This is a genomic window from Mixta sp. BE291, from assembly GCF_031457955.1.
In the GTDB taxonomy this organism is placed as follows: domain Bacteria; phylum Pseudomonadota; class Gammaproteobacteria; order Enterobacterales; family Enterobacteriaceae; genus Mixta.
Genome location: NZ_JAVDXN010000004.1, coordinates 456,604 through 473,599, shown reverse-complemented (window position 1 = coordinate 473,599; position 16,996 = coordinate 456,604). Strand labels below are relative to the sequence as shown.

At 55.8% G+C, this 16,996-nt stretch carries 16 protein-coding genes; 4 read left to right on the top strand and 12 right to left on the bottom strand.

Annotated elements, in window-relative coordinates; all coding sequences use genetic code 11:
• The first annotated feature begins 61 nt into the window (after positions 1–61).
• The 4 genes from nirB to J2X14_RS12215 all read left to right on the top strand — a co-directional run bounded on the left by nirB (position 62) and on the right by J2X14_RS12215 (position 6,943).
• Entirely contained in the window at positions 62–2,605 is a 2,544-nt protein-coding gene (nirB, locus tag J2X14_RS12230; protein ID WP_352411490.1) for a nitrite reductase large subunit NirB, read from the top strand.
• On the top strand, positions 2,602–2,931 hold the full coding sequence (gene nirD / locus J2X14_RS12225; RefSeq protein WP_352411489.1) for a nitrite reductase small subunit NirD: 330 nt from the start codon (positions 2,602–2,604) through the stop codon (positions 2,929–2,931). Before nirB ends, nirD begins: the two co-directional genes overlap by 4 nt.
• Before the next feature lie 106 nt (positions 2,932–3,037).
• A complete protein-coding gene (cysG, locus tag J2X14_RS12220) occupies positions 3,038–4,408 on the top strand; it encodes a siroheme synthase CysG (protein ID WP_352411488.1) in 1,371 nt (456 codons plus the stop codon).
• Positions 4,409–4,930: 522 nt separating this feature from the next.
• Positions 4,931–6,943, top strand: coding sequence for an autotransporter outer membrane beta-barrel domain-containing protein (locus J2X14_RS12215; RefSeq protein ID WP_352411487.1), 2,013 nt, complete (start codon positions 4,931–4,933; stop codon positions 6,941–6,943).
• A 101-nt stretch (positions 6,944–7,044) separates the two neighbouring features.
• Here the strand turns inward: J2X14_RS12215 and trpS are convergent, their stop codons facing one another.
• The 12 genes from trpS to pilM form a co-directional block, all read right to left on the bottom strand.
• Entirely contained in the window at positions 7,045–8,049 is a 1,005-nt protein-coding gene (gene trpS, locus J2X14_RS12210; protein ID WP_352411486.1) for a tryptophan--tRNA ligase, read from the bottom strand.
• A gap of 18 nt (positions 8,050–8,067) precedes the next feature.
• Positions 8,068–8,745, bottom strand: a complete 678-nt coding sequence (locus tag J2X14_RS12205) for a phosphoglycolate phosphatase (RefSeq protein ID WP_352411485.1) — start codon at positions 8,743–8,745, stop codon at positions 8,068–8,070.
• Positions 8,729–9,415 (bottom strand): ribulose-phosphate 3-epimerase, encoded by a 687-nt coding sequence (rpe, locus tag J2X14_RS12200; RefSeq protein ID WP_352411484.1) that lies wholly within the window; start codon positions 9,413–9,415, stop codon positions 8,729–8,731. The genes J2X14_RS12205 and rpe overlap by 17 nt, the downstream gene beginning before the upstream one ends.
• A 66-nt stretch (positions 9,416–9,481) precedes the next feature.
• Positions 9,482–10,297: an adenine-specific DNA-methyltransferase gene (dam, locus tag J2X14_RS12195; protein WP_352411483.1), complete on the bottom strand. Its 816-nt coding sequence runs from the start codon at positions 10,295–10,297 to the stop codon at positions 9,482–9,484.
• A 176-nt stretch (positions 10,298–10,473) separates the two neighbouring features.
• Positions 10,474–11,439, bottom strand: coding sequence for an SPOR domain-containing protein (locus tag J2X14_RS12190; RefSeq protein ID WP_352411482.1), 966 nt, complete (start codon positions 11,437–11,439; stop codon positions 10,474–10,476).
• A 59-nt stretch (positions 11,440–11,498) separates the two neighbouring features.
• Positions 11,499–12,587, bottom strand: coding sequence for a 3-dehydroquinate synthase (gene aroB / locus J2X14_RS12185; RefSeq protein ID WP_352411481.1), 1,089 nt, complete (start codon positions 12,585–12,587; stop codon positions 11,499–11,501).
• A gap of 40 nt (positions 12,588–12,627) precedes the next feature.
• On the bottom strand, positions 12,628–13,149 hold the full coding sequence (gene aroK / locus J2X14_RS12180) for a shikimate kinase AroK (protein ID WP_085068555.1): 522 nt from the start codon (positions 13,147–13,149) through the stop codon (positions 12,628–12,630).
• 359 nt (positions 13,150–13,508) lie between these two features.
• The gene (gene hofQ, locus J2X14_RS12175; protein ID WP_502889996.1) at positions 13,509–14,732 is read right to left on the bottom strand and encodes a DNA uptake porin HofQ; all 1,224 of its coding nucleotides are present in this window, start codon (positions 14,730–14,732) and stop codon (positions 13,509–13,511) included.
• Positions 14,677–15,060 (bottom strand): HofP DNA utilization family protein, encoded by a 384-nt coding sequence (locus tag J2X14_RS12170; RefSeq protein ID WP_352411480.1) that lies wholly within the window; start codon positions 15,058–15,060, stop codon positions 14,677–14,679. The genes hofQ and J2X14_RS12170 overlap by 56 nt, the downstream gene beginning before the upstream one ends.
• Complete coding sequence (locus J2X14_RS12165) at positions 15,038–15,547, bottom strand: HofO family protein (protein ID WP_502890005.1); 510 nt, start codon at positions 15,545–15,547, stop codon at positions 15,038–15,040. Before J2X14_RS12165 ends, J2X14_RS12170 begins: the two co-directional genes overlap by 23 nt.
• The gene (locus J2X14_RS12160) at positions 15,537–16,085 is read right to left on the bottom strand and encodes a PilN domain-containing protein (protein ID WP_352411478.1); all 549 of its coding nucleotides are present in this window, start codon (positions 16,083–16,085) and stop codon (positions 15,537–15,539) included. The genes J2X14_RS12165 and J2X14_RS12160 overlap by 11 nt, the downstream gene beginning before the upstream one ends.
• Positions 16,082–16,909, bottom strand: coding sequence for a pilus assembly protein PilM (gene pilM / locus J2X14_RS12155; protein WP_352411477.1), 828 nt, complete (start codon positions 16,907–16,909; stop codon positions 16,082–16,084). The genes J2X14_RS12160 and pilM overlap by 4 nt, the downstream gene beginning before the upstream one ends.
• Positions 16,910–16,996: the final 87 nt, after the last annotated feature.

Genomic DNA, 16,996 nt, shown 5'->3' with positions numbered 1-16,996 from the left:
TCAATAAGCTTGCTAATAATCGCGCTATTGTGGCGCCAATTAGATCAATTTTGAGGCAAAAATGAGCACTGTCAAACTCGCCATCATTGGTAATGGCATGGTTGGCCACCGCTTCATTGAAGAACTGATCGATAAAGCCGAACCTGGCCAGTTCGAAATTACCGTCTTCTGTGAAGAACCTCGCGTGGCTTACGACCGAGTCCATCTCTCCGCATACTTTTCCCATCATACTGCTGATGAACTTTCGCTGGTGCGCGAAGGCTACTATGAAAAACATGGTATCCGCGTGCTGCTTGGCGAACGTGCCATCACGCTTAACCGTAAGGAAAAGGTTATTCACTCCAGCAGCGGCCGCGCCGTTCAGTATGACAAACTGATCCTGGCGACCGGTTCCTATCCGTGGATCCCGCCGATTCAGGGCTCTGACGGCCCGGATTGCTTTGTCTACCGCACCATTGAAGACCTCAACGCCATTGAAGAGTGCGCGCGTCGCAGTAAAAGCGGCGCGGTTATCGGCGGCGGTCTGCTGGGTCTGGAAGCGGCTGGCGCGCTGAAAAACCTGGGTGTTGAAACGCACGTTATCGAATTTGCTCCAGTGCTGATGGCCGAACAGCTGGATGTGCAGGGCGGCGGCCAGCTGCGCCAGAAAATCGAGCAGATGGGCGTGCGGGTTCATACCGGCAAAAATACCAAAAATATCGCGCATCACGCCCCTGGCAAAACGCTGGAATTCGCCGACGGCACCAGCCTGGATGTCGATTTTATCGTATTCTCCACCGGGATCCGTGCGCAGGACAAACTGGCTCGCCAGAGCGATCTGCCGATCGGTCCGCGCGGCGGCGTCCAGATCAACGATGTTTGCCAGACCGCCGATCCCGATATCTACGCCATCGGCGAATGCGCTTCCTGGAACGAGAAAATGTTTGGCCTGGTGGCGCCGGGCTACAAAATGGCGCAGGTTGCCAGCGATCACCTGCTGGGCCGCGAGAATCAATTTAGCGGCGCGGATATGAGCGCCAAACTGAAACTGCTGGGCGTCGATGTAGGCGGCATTGGCGATGCGCATGGCCGTACGCCAGGCGCGCGCAGCTACGTTTATCTGAACGAGAAAAGCGGCGTCTATAAACGCCTGGTGGTCAGCGAAGACAATCAATACCTGCTGGGCGCGGTGCTGGTAGGCGATACCAGCGATTATGGTCAGCTACAGCAGCTGGTGCTGAATCAGATCAAGCTGCCGGAACATCCTGACAGCTTGATCCTGCCTGCGCACGCGGGCGGGGAAAAACCCACGCTGGGTGTGGATTCGCTGCCGGAAAGCGCGCAAATCTGCTCCTGCTTTGACGTCACCAAAGGCGATATTATCCAGGCCGTGGCTAAAGGCTGCCACACCGTTGCCGCCATCAAAACAGAAACGCGTGCCGGTACCGGCTGCGGCGGCTGTATCCCGTTGGTCACCCAGGTACTGAATGCCGAGCTCAGTCGCCAGGGCATCGAAGTTAACCACCATCTGTGCGAACACTTCGCCTGGTCACGTCAGGAGCTGTATCACCTGATCCGCGTGGAAGGCATTAAGAGCTTCGATGAACTGCTGAAAAAATATGGTAAAGGCTACGGCTGTGAAGTCTGTAAGCCAACCGTTGGTTCCCTGCTCGCCTCGTGCTGGAACGATTATGTGCTGCAACCGGAACATGCGCCGCTGCAGGACAGCAACGATAACTTCCTCGGCAATATCCAGAAAGATGGCACCTATTCCGTGATCCCGCGCTCGGCGGGCGGTGAAATCAGCCCTGAAGGCCTGATGGCAATTGGCCAGGTGGCACGTCAGTATAACCTTTACACCAAAATCACCGGTTCGCAGCGTATCGGCCTGTTCGGCGCGCAGAAAGATGATTTACCGGCGATCTGGCGCCAGCTGATAGATGCCGGATTTGAAACCGGCCACGCCTACGCGAAAGCATTGCGCATGGCGAAAACCTGTATCGGCAGCACCTGGTGCCGCTATGGCGTTGGCGACAGCCTGGGCTTCGGCATCGAGCTGGAAAACCGTTATAAAGGCATCCGCACCCCGCATAAAATGAAGTTCGGCGTGTCTGGCTGTACGCGTGAATGCGCCGAAGCCCAGGGCAAAGATGTCGGCATTATCGCTACCGATAAAGGCTGGAACCTGTACGTATGCGGTAACGGCGGCATGAAACCGCGTCACGCCGATTTGCTGGCGGCCGATCTCGATAAAGAGACGCTGTTACGCTACCTTGACCGCTTTATGATGCTCTACATTCGCACCGCAGATAAGCTGCAGCGCACCTCCACCTGGCTGGAAAGTCTGGAAGGCGGCATCAACTACGTACGCAGTATCGTTATCGATGACAAACTCGGCCTGAACGCCCAGCTGGAAGACGATATGGCCCAACTGCGCAGCCGCGTGATCTGCGAATGGAAAGCGACGCTCGATCAGCCTGAGGCGCAGAACCGCTTCAGTCACTTTATCAACAGCCCGCAGCGCGATCCGCTGGTGCAGATGGTAGGTGAGCGTGCACAGCATCGCCCGGCACGCCCTCATGAGCGTATCGCGATCAAACTGGTTGAAGAGGAGGAACACGCATGAGCCGCTGGCAACCCGTCTGTAAATTAGCAGCGATTCTGCCTGCAACCGGCGTTTGCGCGCTGGTTGAAGGCGAACAGGTCGCGATTTTCCGCCCGCGTGACGACGAAGAGCTGTACGCCATCAGCAATGTCGATCCTTTTGCCGAAGCCAGCGTGCTGTCACGTGGCATCATCGCTGAGCATCAACAGGATTTGTGGGTCGCCAGCCCGCTGAAAAAACAGCGCTTCCGCCTGCGTGACGGTCTCTGCATGGAAGACGCCAGTCGTTCCGTACGCAGCTGGCCGGTACGTGTGCGTGAAGGTCAGGTCGAGGTCGCCTGCGGCTAAGGCCGCAATGCACCGTAAATAAAACTGCGTTTATCCTGCCTGCGGCGCACCCCGTGCGCCGCATCACCTGCAAACATGATAAAAACCGGCAAACCGGGAGAACACCATGGATTACCTACCGCTATTTTGTCAGCTACGTGGCAGAACCTGCCTGCTGGTTGGCGCAGGCGATGTCGCCGCCCGCAAAGCCCGGCTGTTACTGGATGCGGGCGCACGGCTTCAGGTTTGTGCGCTTGATTTCAGCACCCCGTTTTATGAATGGCAGCAGGCTGGCGATGTCACCCTGCTGCATCAACCTTTTTCCGCCGAGCTGCTTGATCAATGTTGGCTGGTTATTGCCGCAACCAACAACGAAGCGGTTAATCAACAGGTCAGCGCGGCGGCGGAGGAACGTCGTCTGTTTTGCAACGTGGTGGATGCGCCTGCGCAGGCCAGCGCCATTATGCCATCGATTATCGACCGTTCTCCGTTAATGATTGCCGTTTCCTCTGGCGGACGCGCGCCGGTGCTGGCGCGTCTGCTGCGTGAAAAACTGGAAGCGCTGTTGCCGCAGCATCTGGGCAAGCTGGCGGCGCTCGCCGGTACGCTGCGCCAGCGGGTGAAAACGCAGTACGCGACCGGCGCTGAACGCCGCCGCTTCTGGGAAAAGCTGTTTGTCAGCGATCGTCTGGCACAGTCGCTGGCGAATAATGATACTCAACGTGCGGCGGCGTTAACCGATGAGCTGTTTAATCAGCCGTTGGATAAACGCGGTGAGCTGGTGCTGGTGGGGGCCGGTCCGGGCGATGCCGGGCTGTTAACGCTGAAGGGGCTGCAACAAATTCAGCAGGCGGATATCGTTGTCTACGACCGGCTGGTTTCAGATGATGTGTTACAGCTGGCGCGGCGCGATGCGGAAAAGATTTTTGTTGGCAAGCGAGCCGGACATCACTGTGTCCCGCAGGAAGAGATCAATCAGATTCTGCTGGAGCAGGCTCAGCGGGGCAAACGCGTGGTACGGCTGAAAGGCGGCGATCCCTTTATCTTTGGGCGCGGCGGCGAAGAGCTGGAAGCGTTACAAAACAGCAATATCCCCTTTTCCGTGGTGCCGGGCATTACTGCTGCCTCTGGCTGCTCCGCCTACAGCGGGATCCCCTTAACCCATCGCGATTATGCGCACAGCGTGCGCTTTGTTACCGGCCACCGCAAACAGGATTCTCAGCTGGACTGGGCTAACCTGGCGGCCGAACAACAAACGCTGGTGTTTTATATGGGTCTGGCGCAGGCGGGAGAAATTCAGCGCCAGCTACAGGCGCATGGCATGCCCGCTACCATGCCGGTCGCGCTGGTAGAGAACGGCACCAGTACGCGTCAGCGCGTGGTCAGCGGTGAGCTGGCCCAGCTGGAAAACCTGGCGACGCAGGTTGTCAGCCCCAGCCTGATTATTGTTGGTCAGGTTGTTGCGCTACGTGACAGGCTGAACTGGTTCGCTTCATAGCCACAAGTAACCGGGGCGCTGACAACAACGCCCTGGTTATATCCCGCTTTTTAACTGCTGTCTCGCCCTCTTCTGATGCCGGGTAAAACAGGAAACCGCTGCTGCTCTTCTAATTAAAATATACTCTACCGAACATAACTATTTAAGATATTTCACCCTCCCATAAATAATGTAATCTCATTTAATTAAATCGCATTAAATCATACGAATATGCGTTTTTATTGGATTATAGATATTTTGATAAAGCGCGTAGATTCCGCTAAGTTACTGCACATGAAAATGTGCGGGAAACCGGATTCCGCCTACAGGCAAACAATCATCACCCGCTATTAAACGATAAATACAACAGCCCTTCCCTACAAAAGGGAAACGCGCGCTGCTGTTTCCTGTGCTGTAAACCAATACAAAAAACACAGCCATATTTATCACATAAAATAACCATAGCGCGCTAATCAGCTGTGCTTTTATCACTTATCCAGCGATTATTTAACCCAGGGAAGGCAGGCTATTAAGGAAGACAGGATGCAAAAACGGACCAGGAAAAAATTAATTGCTATACAAATAGCATTGGCATTAATGCCTGGCTCCATGCAGGCCGCAAAAATTGCGATTAAACAGGATGATACATCGGATAAGCTGGACGCCAGCCTGAAAGCTAACGGCAGCCTTGACCTACAGTTCACTAATGATTCTTACCACTCCGATTCGCTTTATTTTATCGATACCGGGGATAGGGCCAAAACCGGGCTTACTAATGATACCTCGCTGAGTAAATTTCGCACCGGGCACCCGATGGACACGATTGCCATTCACTCATCGGGCGAGAAAACGTTAAATAACCGCCAGCTGGTTGCCGATGGCAATATTGACGCTAATGATAAAGGGAAAATTAATTTAGCGTTAACGAATAGCTCATCTCTTCCAGGCGCGATTAAGCAAACCGCATCCGGCGGAGTCAATCTTTGCCTGAAGGGGGGAAATAGCCATTGGCGCATTAGCGATAATAGCCATCTGAATAAACTAACGCTCAAGTCATCTTCCGTAGAATTCCTTACAGGCGCGTTTAAAACGCTGACCATCGCAGGCAATTATCATGCTGAAGATGGCAAAATTATTCTGAATAGCGATCTCGCCGGAGATAGCGCCACATCAGACCGCATCATTGTTCAGGGTAATACTTCAGGCGATACGCGGTTAACCATTAATAAAACCAGCGGGCAACCAGCCGAAACGGAAAATGGCGTTCTGCTGGTTGAAGTGCGCGGCACATCTAACGGTGTGTTCAGGCAAAATGGCAGAACCACGGCGGGCCTTTACGATTACTTTTTACGGCGTAAAGATAAAAACTGGTATCTGGTTTCCTGGTATGAGCCAGCGCCATCCGTGCCTGATGATAGTAACAACAACAACCGCGGCAGTGACAACAGCAACAGCAGCAATGATAACAGCAATAGCGGCAGCGGCAGCGGCAGCAATGACAATAGCAATAGGGGCAGCGGTAACGGCAGTGACAGCAGCAGTTACGGCAACAGCGGCGGCAGCAACACCGGCGGCGTAAGCGGCAACAGCAATCACGATATGCCGCGCACCCACGCTTACCGTCCCGAAAGCGCCAGTTATATCGCTAACCTGGCCGTTGCCAATAACCTGTTTGTTACCAGCATGCACGACCGCCAGCCAGGGCAGCATGTTGAACCCGGCACCTCATCTTTCTGGGTGCGTAAGGGTGGCGGTCATGCGCACTTTACCGATGCCAGCGGGCAGTTAAAAACCAAAAGCAATAGCTACCGTCTTCAGGCGGGTAGCGATATCGTTCGACGGGAAAACGGCCGGGACGGCATACGGTTAGGCGTTATGGCAGGTTACGGCAACAACTATAACAAAACACAGTCAGCGCTCACCAACTATCACGCCAAAGCAGAGCTTAATGGATACAGCATGGGGTTTTACGGCTCCTGGTTTAGCGATAAAAACCGCCAGCAGGGAGCATGGCTGGATAGCTGGTTACTCTATAGCGGATTTGAGGCTTACGTTACCGGTCAGGGCTTGCCCAGCAAAAAATATTGGCTAAAAGGCTTCAGTGGATCGCTGGAAGCGGGTTATATCCAGCCGGTTATCCAGTCGCAATCCGTTAATTTCTGGGTGGAACCGCATGCTCAGGCTGTTTTTATGGGCGTAAAAGACAAAGCCATGCATGAGATTGATGGCACCAGGGTGAAAGGCACCGGCGCCGGGAATACCATGACCCGTATCGGCGTGCGTAGCTGGGCAACGGGCGCAACCCTTCCTTTGCAGAAAGCAACGTTCCGTCCCTGGCTGGAAGCGAACTGGGTTCACAATAGCCATGCTTTTGGGGTGAACATGAATAACGGCAGTAACCAGCAAGCTGGCGCCAAAGAGAAGTTAGAAATTAAACTGGGAATAGAAGGACAACCGATCGCGGATCTACATCTGAGTGGCGAAGTGAGCCAACAGAGAGGGGCGTCAGGCTACCTGGAGACATTTGGCACCTTACAGATTAAATACACGTTCTGACGGGGAGATAAGCCATCAACGGTCTTGCAAGATACGCCTTGCAAGACCGTTTTTTTACCGGGACGCCCCGCCCGCTCGCTAAAGCGGCAACATTCCTTCGCTTACGGCTGGGCGACGAAACCTACGGCTTCATACACCTTCTTCAGCGTTTCCTGCGCATGCGCGCGGGCTTTGGCTGCGCCATCACGCATGACCTGCTCAAGGAAGGCTTCATCTTCACGATAGCGCTGATAGCGTACCTGCAGCTCGCTCAGCATAGCGGAAACCGCTTCCGCCACTTCGCCCTTCAGATGACCATACATTTTGCCTTCAAATTCCTGCTCCAGCTGGCTGATGCTTTTGCCTGAAATCGCAGAGAGAATATCCAGCAGGTTAGAGACGCCCGCTTTGTTCTGCACATCGTAACGCACCACTGGCGGCTCGTCGGAGTCGGTAACCGCACGTTTGATCTTTTTCACTACCGCTTTCGGATCTTCCAGCAGGCCAATCACGTTATTACGGTTATCATCCGATTTAGACATCTTTTTCGTCGGCTCAAGCAGCGACATCACGCGCGCGCCCGATTTCGGAATAAACGGCTCTGGCACCTTAAACACGTCGCCATACAGCGCGTTAAAACGCTGGGCGATATCGCGGCTCAGCTCCAGATGCTGCTTCTGATCTTCGCCGACCGGCACCTGATTAGTCTGATACAGCAGGATATCCGCCGCCATCAGAACCGGATAATCAAACAGGCCAGCGTTGATGTTTTCCGCATAGCGCGTGGATTTATCTTTAAACTGCGTCATCCGGCTCAGCTCGCCGAAATAGGTATAGCAGTTCAAAATCCAGCTCAGCTGCGTATGTTCCGGGACATGCGACTGGACGAAAATGGTGCTTTTTGCGGGATCGATACCACAGGCAAGGTAAAGCGCCAGCGTATCCAGCGTCGCTTTACGCAGCGCGGCCGGGTCCTGACGTACGGTAATGGCGTGCAGATCGACAATACAGTAGATGCAGTGATAATCATCCTGCATCTGTACCCACTGACGCATCGCACCCATGTAGTTACCAATGGTCAGTTCGCCGGAGGGCTGTGCGCCGCTAAATACGATGGGTTTGCTCATGCTTTAAAATCCTGATAATTACCGCCCCAATGCGGGCAAAAGGTCGTTGAAATCGTCCAGAACAAGGTTGGGTTCACTGGCCGCGATCGGCTCGCCATAGTTGTAGCCGTATGACATGCCCACGCAGGGGCAGCCTGCCGCCTGCGCTGCCTGAATATCATTGCGTGAATCGCCAACAAACAGCAACTCCTGCGGCAGCAGACCAAACTTGCCTAACACTAAAAACAGCGGCGCCGGATGCGGCTTTTTCGCCGCCACGTCATCGCCGCCGATCACCTGCGAAAAATAGCTATCGATGCCGAGCGCGCTTAGCAGCGGCGCAATAAAAGGGGTCGGCTTGTTGGTTACCAGCGCCAACGGCAGACCGGCGGCGCTTAATGTCTTCAGCGTCTGCGCAACGTGCGGAAACAAAGCGGTGCCCGGCTCCGCCGTTTCAGCATAAAACCGATCAAACAGCGCTCTGCCTTCGCGCAGTTCATGGGCTTCCGGCTGACGCTGCAACGCCCAGCCCAGGGCGCGCTGCACCATAACGTCAGCGCCGTTTCCTATCCAGGTGGTCACCTGCGGCACGCCTGCGGCGGGCAGATTCATCGCCACCAGCGCGCGATCCACCGCCGCTGCCAGCCCCGGCACGCTGTCGACCAGCGTCCCGTCAAGATCGAACGCCAGCGCGCGAATATCAGTGAAAGGCACCATGACGGCTTTTCTCCAGTTCATTACGCATCGCTTCAATAACTTTTTTGTAGTCGGGCTGACCAAAAATCGCCGATCCGGCGACAAACATATCCGCGCCCGCCTCGGCGATCTCGGCGATGTTATCGACTTTTACGCCGCCATCGACTTCCAGACGAATATCGTAGCCGCTTTCGTCAATACGCTTGCGCGCTTCGCGCAGCTTATCGAGCGTACCCGGAATAAAAGACTGACCGCCAAAGCCAGGGTTAACCGACATCAGCAAAATGATATCCAGCTTATCCATCACATAATCGAGATAGCTCAGCGGCGTCGCGGGGTTAAATACCAAACCCGCTTTGCAGCCATGCTCTTTGATCAGCTGCAGGCTGCGGTCGATATGTTCGCTGGCTTCAGGGTGGAAGGTGATAAAGCTGGCGCCCGCTTCGGCAAACTGCGGGATCAGGCTGTCAACCGGCTTCACCATCAGGTGAACATCGATTGGCGCGGTAATGCCGTAATCGCGTAGGGCTTTTAACACCATCGGCCCCATGGTCAGATTGGGCACATAATGGTTATCCATCACGTCGAAATGCACCACGTCCCCGCCCGCAGCCAGGGCTTTCGCCGTATCTTCGCCCAGGCGGGCAAAGTCTGCCGCAAGGATGGAGGGGGCCAGCAAAAATTGTTTCATCCGTATCTCCCACTGTATGCGCCAGTAACAATACTGACAGATTGCGCTGGTTGCGGACGAAACTGGCTAGCGAAAAAGGGCCAGCAGCTCGTCCACTTTGGTACGTCCGCTAATGCTTCTGCTGATCGAGCGGCGCGCTTTAACCACGTGCAACGCTTCCGCTTCCTGATACCACAGCCGGGTGAGCTCGGTATCATGATTAGAAATCAGCACTGGAATTGCGCTTTCCTGCGCCAGCTTTACCGCCAGCTCAGCCAGATGCTGCTGCTCACGCATACTGAAGCTATTGGTATGGTAAGCGGTAAAATTCGCCGTTGCCGAAAGCGGCGCGTAAGGCGGATCGCAGTAAACCACCGATCCCGCCTGCGCTTTACTCAGGGTAACATCGTACGATTCACAAACAAAAATGGCTTTTTGCGCCCGTTCGGCAAACCCGTAAAGCTCCTCTTCCGGGAAGTAGGGCTTACGGTAACGGCCAAACGGCACGTTAAATTCACCGCGCAGGTTATAGCGGCACAGGCCGTTGTAACCGTGACGATTCAGATAAAGAAACAGCAGCGCCCGGCGATAAGCATCATCGCTGGCATTGAATTCGCTGCGGTACGCATAGTAAGCGTCCGACTCGTTGCTGCGCGGCGTAAAGAGCTGGCGCGCATCGCTGACAAACTCGACGGTGCGTCCTTTTACAATGTTATACAGGCCGATCAGATCGTTATTGATATCGGCCAACACATAGCGTGGATAGTCGGTGTTAAGGAACACGGAGCCGGCGCCGACAAAAGGCTCGACCAGGCAGTCGCCTTGCGGCAAATGGCGGCGTATATCTTCCAGAAGAGGATATTTACCGCCAGCCCATTTCAGGAAAGCGCGATTTTTTTTCATGCCGTCGTTTTGGTTACTTCTGTTCATCTGGCTGTGGCTATAGCGACAGCATATCTGCGCTTACGAATCTGCTTACGACAAAAATGGCAACAGAGTTGCCATTTTCGATGCCGTTGCAACGGCTGAGGTAATACGCTGCCAGAGCGTATTACCTCCGTAATAGTGTGAGGTGCGGTTTAGCGTCCCGCCTCTTTTTTCACCTGGCTCACCGGCTTCACCCACGGCTTTTTCGCCTGCACGTCCGCTGGCAGCGAGGCTACGGCACGTTTAGCATCCGCTGGCGTGGCGTAAGAACCGCTTACCAGAACGTACCACGGCTCGCCGTTGCGCGTTGTCTGATAAACATGATAGTGGCTCAGGTTTTGTTTCTTCGCCCAGGCATTCAGCGTATCTGAACGCGAGGCGCTGCTCAGCTGTAAGGTATAATTACCGCCCGGCGTACTTTGCTTTGCTGCGGCAACCGGCTTACTGCTCGGCCTGGTCGCCGTCGGCTGATGAGCCTGTTTGGCTGGCGGCTGGCTGGTAACGGGCTTACGCGTCGGCGCAGGCTTGCCGCTGCTCTGCTCAGCTGGCGCAGCGTGAGCGTTACGGGTATCAGCACCGCTTACCGTGGCGGGCGCGGTCGGTAAAGAACTGCCGCCCATGGTATCCTGCGCCGCAGAATCGATCCGATCCTGTTGATTGGTCAGCGCGTTGTTCAGATCGCCCGGCAGCTCGACGCGCTGCTGATTTTGCGGCGTTTCCAGCGGCGCGGCCTGCGTCGGCGTTGGGGAAACTGGCGGAACGGCAACCGACTGCGGCGCATCGCTTGCTGCGCCGTTGTTCATGGCGGACGCATCGCCGCCCGCCGTATTACCGTTCTGCCCGCTCATCGCTGAGCCGGAAAGATCGATATTTCGTTCATTGCCGCCGGAGGTGGCTGCGCCGTTCTCCGCCTGAGCCGAAGGCTTTTTAGAGTCGGGCCCGTTTAGCGCTGAACCAATGCCGATAACCAACAGCAAAAGTACCAACACCCCGATGCCCATCATCATGCGCTGACGCGATACCGGCGCTTTAGGCGCAGAAGACGTTTTACGAGACCGCGTTGGACGGCGATCGCTGGTATCAGGTTTTAACTCGTCTTCCGGTTTAAACTCATCCATTCAACCTCCCCGTCTTACGGCAAGCGCCGCCAACATCCCGTTCGCGGCAGACATCACTATCAGGCCTTACGGCAATCATTGATTGCGGCAAGCACAATATCATGCGCCACGCCGCTACGCACCTCGGCTTTGCCGACGGCCTGCGGCAACACCAGACGCAGCTCTCCCGCCAGGACTTTCTTATCCCGCATCATATGCGGCAGGTAGTCCTGCGCGGTCATTTCTTGCGGCCCCGTTACGGGCAGGCCAGCGCGCGTGAGCAGCGCGATAATGCGATCGGTATCCGCAGCGCTAAACTGACCGAGCCGTTCGGCAGTGCGCGCCGCCATAACCATCCCGGCAGCAACCGCCTCGCCGTGAAGCCAGTTACCGTACCCCATCTGCGCTTCAATCGCATGGCCATAGGTATGACCCAGATTCAGCAGCGCCCGCAGCCCGGTTTCCCGTTCGTCGGCAGCCACCACTTCTGCTTTCAGCTCACAGCAGCGACGAATACAAAAAGCCAGCGCGTCCTCGTCCAGCGCCATCAGCGCATCCAGATTCTGCTCCAGCCAGTTGAAAAAATCGCTATCAAGGATAATGCCGTATTTGATCACTTCAGCCATGCCGGAAGCGAGCTCGCGCGGCGGCAGACTGCGCAGGCAGTCAAGATCGACAACCACTGAGGCAGGCTGCCAGAAGGCGCCTATCATGTTCTTGCCCAGCGGATGATTGACGGCGGTTTTCCCGCCAACAGAAGAGTCCACCTGCGCTAACAGCGTGGTCGGCACCTGAATAAAGCGTACGCCGCGCTGATAGCTGGCGGCAGCGAAACCGGTCAGATCGCCAATCACGCCGCCGCCCAACGCAATCAGCGTGGTATCTCGCCCGTGGGGCTTTTGCAGCAGCGCGGTGAAGACCTGATCCATTACCGCCAGGGTTTTGTACTGTTCGCCATCGGGAAGGATAACCTGATCCACCTTTACGCCCGCCTCCTCCAGCCGCTGTCGCAGCGGCGTGAGATAAAGCGGAGCCAGCGTCTCGTTGGTTACCAACATAGCCTGGTCGCCTGCTTTCAACGGCCAAAAGGCAGCCGCATCGTTAAACAGACCGGCGGCGATGGTGATCGGGTAGCTACGCTCCCCAAGGGTAACGGTGATCCTCTCCATGACGCTCTAAAACCTTTTCGCTATGCCCTCAGGCGATGGATTAATTCTTTTCCAGTAAATTAATGATTTGATTAGCGACGACTTTCGCACTTTGATCGTCAGTGCGGATGGTCACATCAGCAATCTCTTCATACAGGGGATTGCGTTCATCCGCCAGCGCTTCCAGCACTTCACGTGGCGGTGCATCGACCTGTAATAAAGGACGCTTTTTATCGCGCTGCGTACGCGCCAGTTGCTTCTCAATAGTGGTTTCAAGATAGACCACAACGCCACGGGCGGAGAGACGATTACGGGTTTCGCGGGATTTTACAGAGCCGCCGCCGGTAGCCAGCACGATGCCCTGTTTTTCTGTGAGTTCATTAATGATTTTCTCTTCACGTTCGCGAAAACCTGCTTCGCCTTCAACGTCAAAAACCCAGCCCACATCCGCTCCGGTACGTCGCTCAATTTCCTGATCGGAATCATAAAATTCCATATTGAGTTGCTGAGCTAACTGACGACCAATAGTGCTTTTGCCGGCACCCATAGGCCCAACCAGAAAGATATTGCGTTTCTCTGCCATTTTTTCGGTATTACTAAGACAATGCGTTGATGATACCCCGTCTGCAACGGCCGAGCCGTTGGCGGGACATGAACTGAAACCTCATGAGCGATAGTGCGAGAGTCAGATGAAAAATTATCTCAACACTCAAGGTCGTTTGGCAACCGAATAAATTGCCCGGCTCAGAACGCGCAGCCTGCGCGTCACACAGTTCGCTAAGAGTCAAAACCGCTGCCATTCCGGCAACGTCCTGTCACGGTATCGTGGCGACAAACTATAAGTCTGTGCTGCCATAAGTCAAAATCGCTAAACCTTGTAAGCTAATTCCGCTCCTGCGTCAAACGCATATGATACCTGGTCGGGAAAAAAAGCGCTGCTGGTTACTCTTCATGCACCAGGCGCGGGGTGATAAAAATCACCAGCTCCCGGCGCTTGTCATTCTGAACATCATGGCGAAAAAGCGCACCCAGCAACGGTATATCGCCCAGGAGAGGGACTTTATCACGATTACGCGCTGATTCCTGTTGAAATATGCCGCCCAGCGTTAACGTTTGACCATCGTTTAGCGTAACCTGGGTTGTGATTTCCTGCTTATTAATAGTGAGAATCTCTCTGTCACCGTTGTTAATGTTGCGTCCGGGCACGTTTTGACTGATATGCAACGCCAGGCGAACACGCCCGCCAGGCAACACCGTTGGCGTCACCTCCATCCCTAAAACCGCCTCTTTAAATTCGATGCTGGTCGCGCCATCGCTGCCGCTGGAAACCTCATAAGGGATCTCCGCGCCTTGTTTGATGCTGGCGGGCTGTTGGTGGGAGGTGATGAGATGCGGACTGGCAATAATATCGATCTGGTTTTCCTGTTCCAGCGCGCTAAGCTCCAGATCCAGCAGACGGCCATCGATGCGCGCCAGCGTTAAGCCTGCCGCCAGCGAGGGCGATGCGGCACCGAGGCCGACAGATAAAGTGGGATTACGCAGCGCCTGAGCGATCGCCTCTTCCCCCGACAGTTGCCAGCTCACGCCCAGCTCATGCAGATGTTCCGCGCTAATGCTGACGATGTGCGCCGTTAGCTCTACCTGCTCGCGCGCCACATCCAGCGCCTTCACCCAGTTTTGCACATTGCTTAACGCTGCGGGCGTATCACGAAGCAGCAGCGTGTTTGCCCGCGCATCCAGGGTGACGCTGCCGCGCGGCGTCATTAATTTAGCGCGTTCAGCCTGCAGGCTGGCGCTGACGGCGGTGACATCCGCATGCTGCAACGCTAATGCGACCTCCTGCAATGGCTGTTGCTGTACCTGTTCCTGATCTTCTTTTTGCTGCCAGCCCTGCGGGAAAACCAGCAGTACGGAATTTTCCTGGGTGATTTTCAGCTTCGCCATGCGTGCCACCAGCGACAACGCCTGGCGCCAGGGCACATCCTGCAGGCGCAGGGTAATATTTCCTTCCACGCCAGGCGCAACCAGCAGATTAATCTGTTGATAATCTGCCAGCGCCTGTAAAACCTGTTCAACCGGCGCGTCCTGAAAGGCTAACGACAGCGGCTCTTCACTGGCCCTGACGGCGGTGCTCAGCAGCAACAGCAGCGCGACTGCGATCCTCATGATATTTTCCTTTAATTTGCAGCGTAACCCGCTGTGGCATACAGCCCTGCGGCGCGCTGAACGTGACATGAAACGGCATGAACGCCACAATTTGCCAGTCAACAAACGGCGAAGGCCGATCGCTGGCGATCGCGACTCGCTCGCCCTGCGCTGAGCGTAGCCATCCCAGATAACGGTTCCCTTGCCCGACCATTCCCTGCAGCTGCCACTGTGCAAACGGCGTTACCGACCTGAGGCAGGAAACCTGCGGTGGCGCAAAAGGATCGCGCGCAAAAGCAGGCGGCAGGCAGAAAAAAAACAGCCAGCTAACGAAGAGGTATTTCATCATCAAATGCCAGGTGAAAAGTGGCGTACAGGCGCTCCGCCTTACGCTGCACGATAAAAGAGGTCAACACCGGCGCGGGCTCGCAGATAACCAGATAGGCAAACAGCTGCTTTAGCTGAGGCCACTCCAGCCATAGCGCCAGCTGACTGTTTCGTTGGTCGGGATGCCATTGCTCCAGTTCGCCGCCGCTGTGCTGCAACAGGGTATAGAGAGAAAATGGCTGCCCGGTGCGCACGATCTCCTCCAGCATCTGCTGGTTGCGCAGCTGAACCGTTTGTAGCGCCGGCTGTTGCAACAGCGGCGTCAACAGCTGTTGATAGCGTTGCTGCTGTTGCTGTAGCTGTTCCTGCAGGCGCCGCTGCTCATGGCGAGCGGGCGTTATCCAGCCATAACTCGCCAGCAACAACACGCCTGTCAGCAAGCCGAGCAGCGTTAGCCAGCGCCATTTCGCCGGCATCAGCAGCCAACGCAGCAGCGTCTCATTTTCCATCACCGCCGCCCTCCGCTTTGCCCGTTGCTAAGGTGAAACGATACGGGCCTTCAGCGCTCTTTTTTAATGCGCCCGGTAGCCAGGGTTGAAAAAAACGGGAAGCGCTAAGGCGCTGCTGCAACAGCCGGGCGGCTTCCGGCCGCAGGCTTAATCCTTCCAGTCGTAGGCTTCCTTGCTGATGCGTTAATGAAGAGAGCCATGCCTCATCCGGCACGTGGTTCTCCAGCTGTAAAATAAAGGTTTGCCACTGCGCCAGCCGCTGATGCCTCTGCTGACGCAGTGCCGCCTGCTTGCGCAAAGCCTGCTGCTGTTTTTGCGCCTCGTCATAGCGTTGATGAAGCTGCTGCGCCTGCTGTATCGCCTGTTGCCACAGCGTTATCTGATTCTGCCGCCGCTGCGTATTTTCCGTGAGCTCTCGCCAGCAGAGCAACAGCACAAGGTGTACCAGCACCAGCAGCGTTCCGCTTAACCATAGCCAGCGTTTTAGCTGACGCCTGCGGACATCTCGCCGCCAGTTCAACAGGTTAGCCGCGATCATGGGGTCTCCTCCGGGCGCAGCGCTAATCCCAGCGCCAGCGTAAACATCCCGCCATGGGCGGGCAGCGGTGGTTGCAGCAACTGCAGCAGGCTGAGCGGCTGAAGCGGCTGCATCCCTGTCAGCAGCTCGGCGGAGACATTGGCGCTGAACCAGAGTTCACGCGCGGTGGACGGCAGCAGGCTAAGCTGCTCGCGATCCGCCGCCAACACCCCGGGCGCCCAGCCAGAGGCCGTTTCTGGCTCGCCGGGCAGATACCATAACCAGTGATCGCTGAGCTGATGAATCAGCGCCGCCTCATTAGAGAGCTGCATCACCTTCCCTACCCGCGCTAATGCTCCGCTGGTGGGTTCGATAACATCAGGATGCAGCCCGGCCTGAGCCAGCGTCGATAACCATTGTTGCAGTACGCTCTGGCGCGCGGCGGTCAGATAAAGGCGCGACTGCGGCTGGGCAGCGGCGTGATAATCCAGCGCCAGTTCATGCGCCGCAAGCGGGAATAGCCGCTCGGCGGCGGCAATGGCGTAGCGTCCCAGTTCGGGCTCACGCAGTTGCAAAGAGGGGGTGGGCAGAGAGCGCTGCATCACCGCCTGCGGCGGAAAGCCAACGCGCAGCGAGAGGTTGCGAGGTAGCTGCTTACGCCAGCGACGCAAAACAGTGAGCAGCGTCGGGGAGCATTGCAGCGCGCCATGAGATAACGTATCGTGCGGCAGCGCATGTTGCCACCAGTGGCGCAGTTGCCAACCGTGACGACGACGCTGGATGCCCAAAGCACAGAGCTGACCATTCTGGATATCCAGCCCTACTTGCCATTTCTGAAAAGCCATGTTCGCGCGATCTCCATATCGACGTAAAAATAAAAGGACGTATCAAAGCGTCTGGCTTGCATTTATACTACCGCGCGATTGTTTATA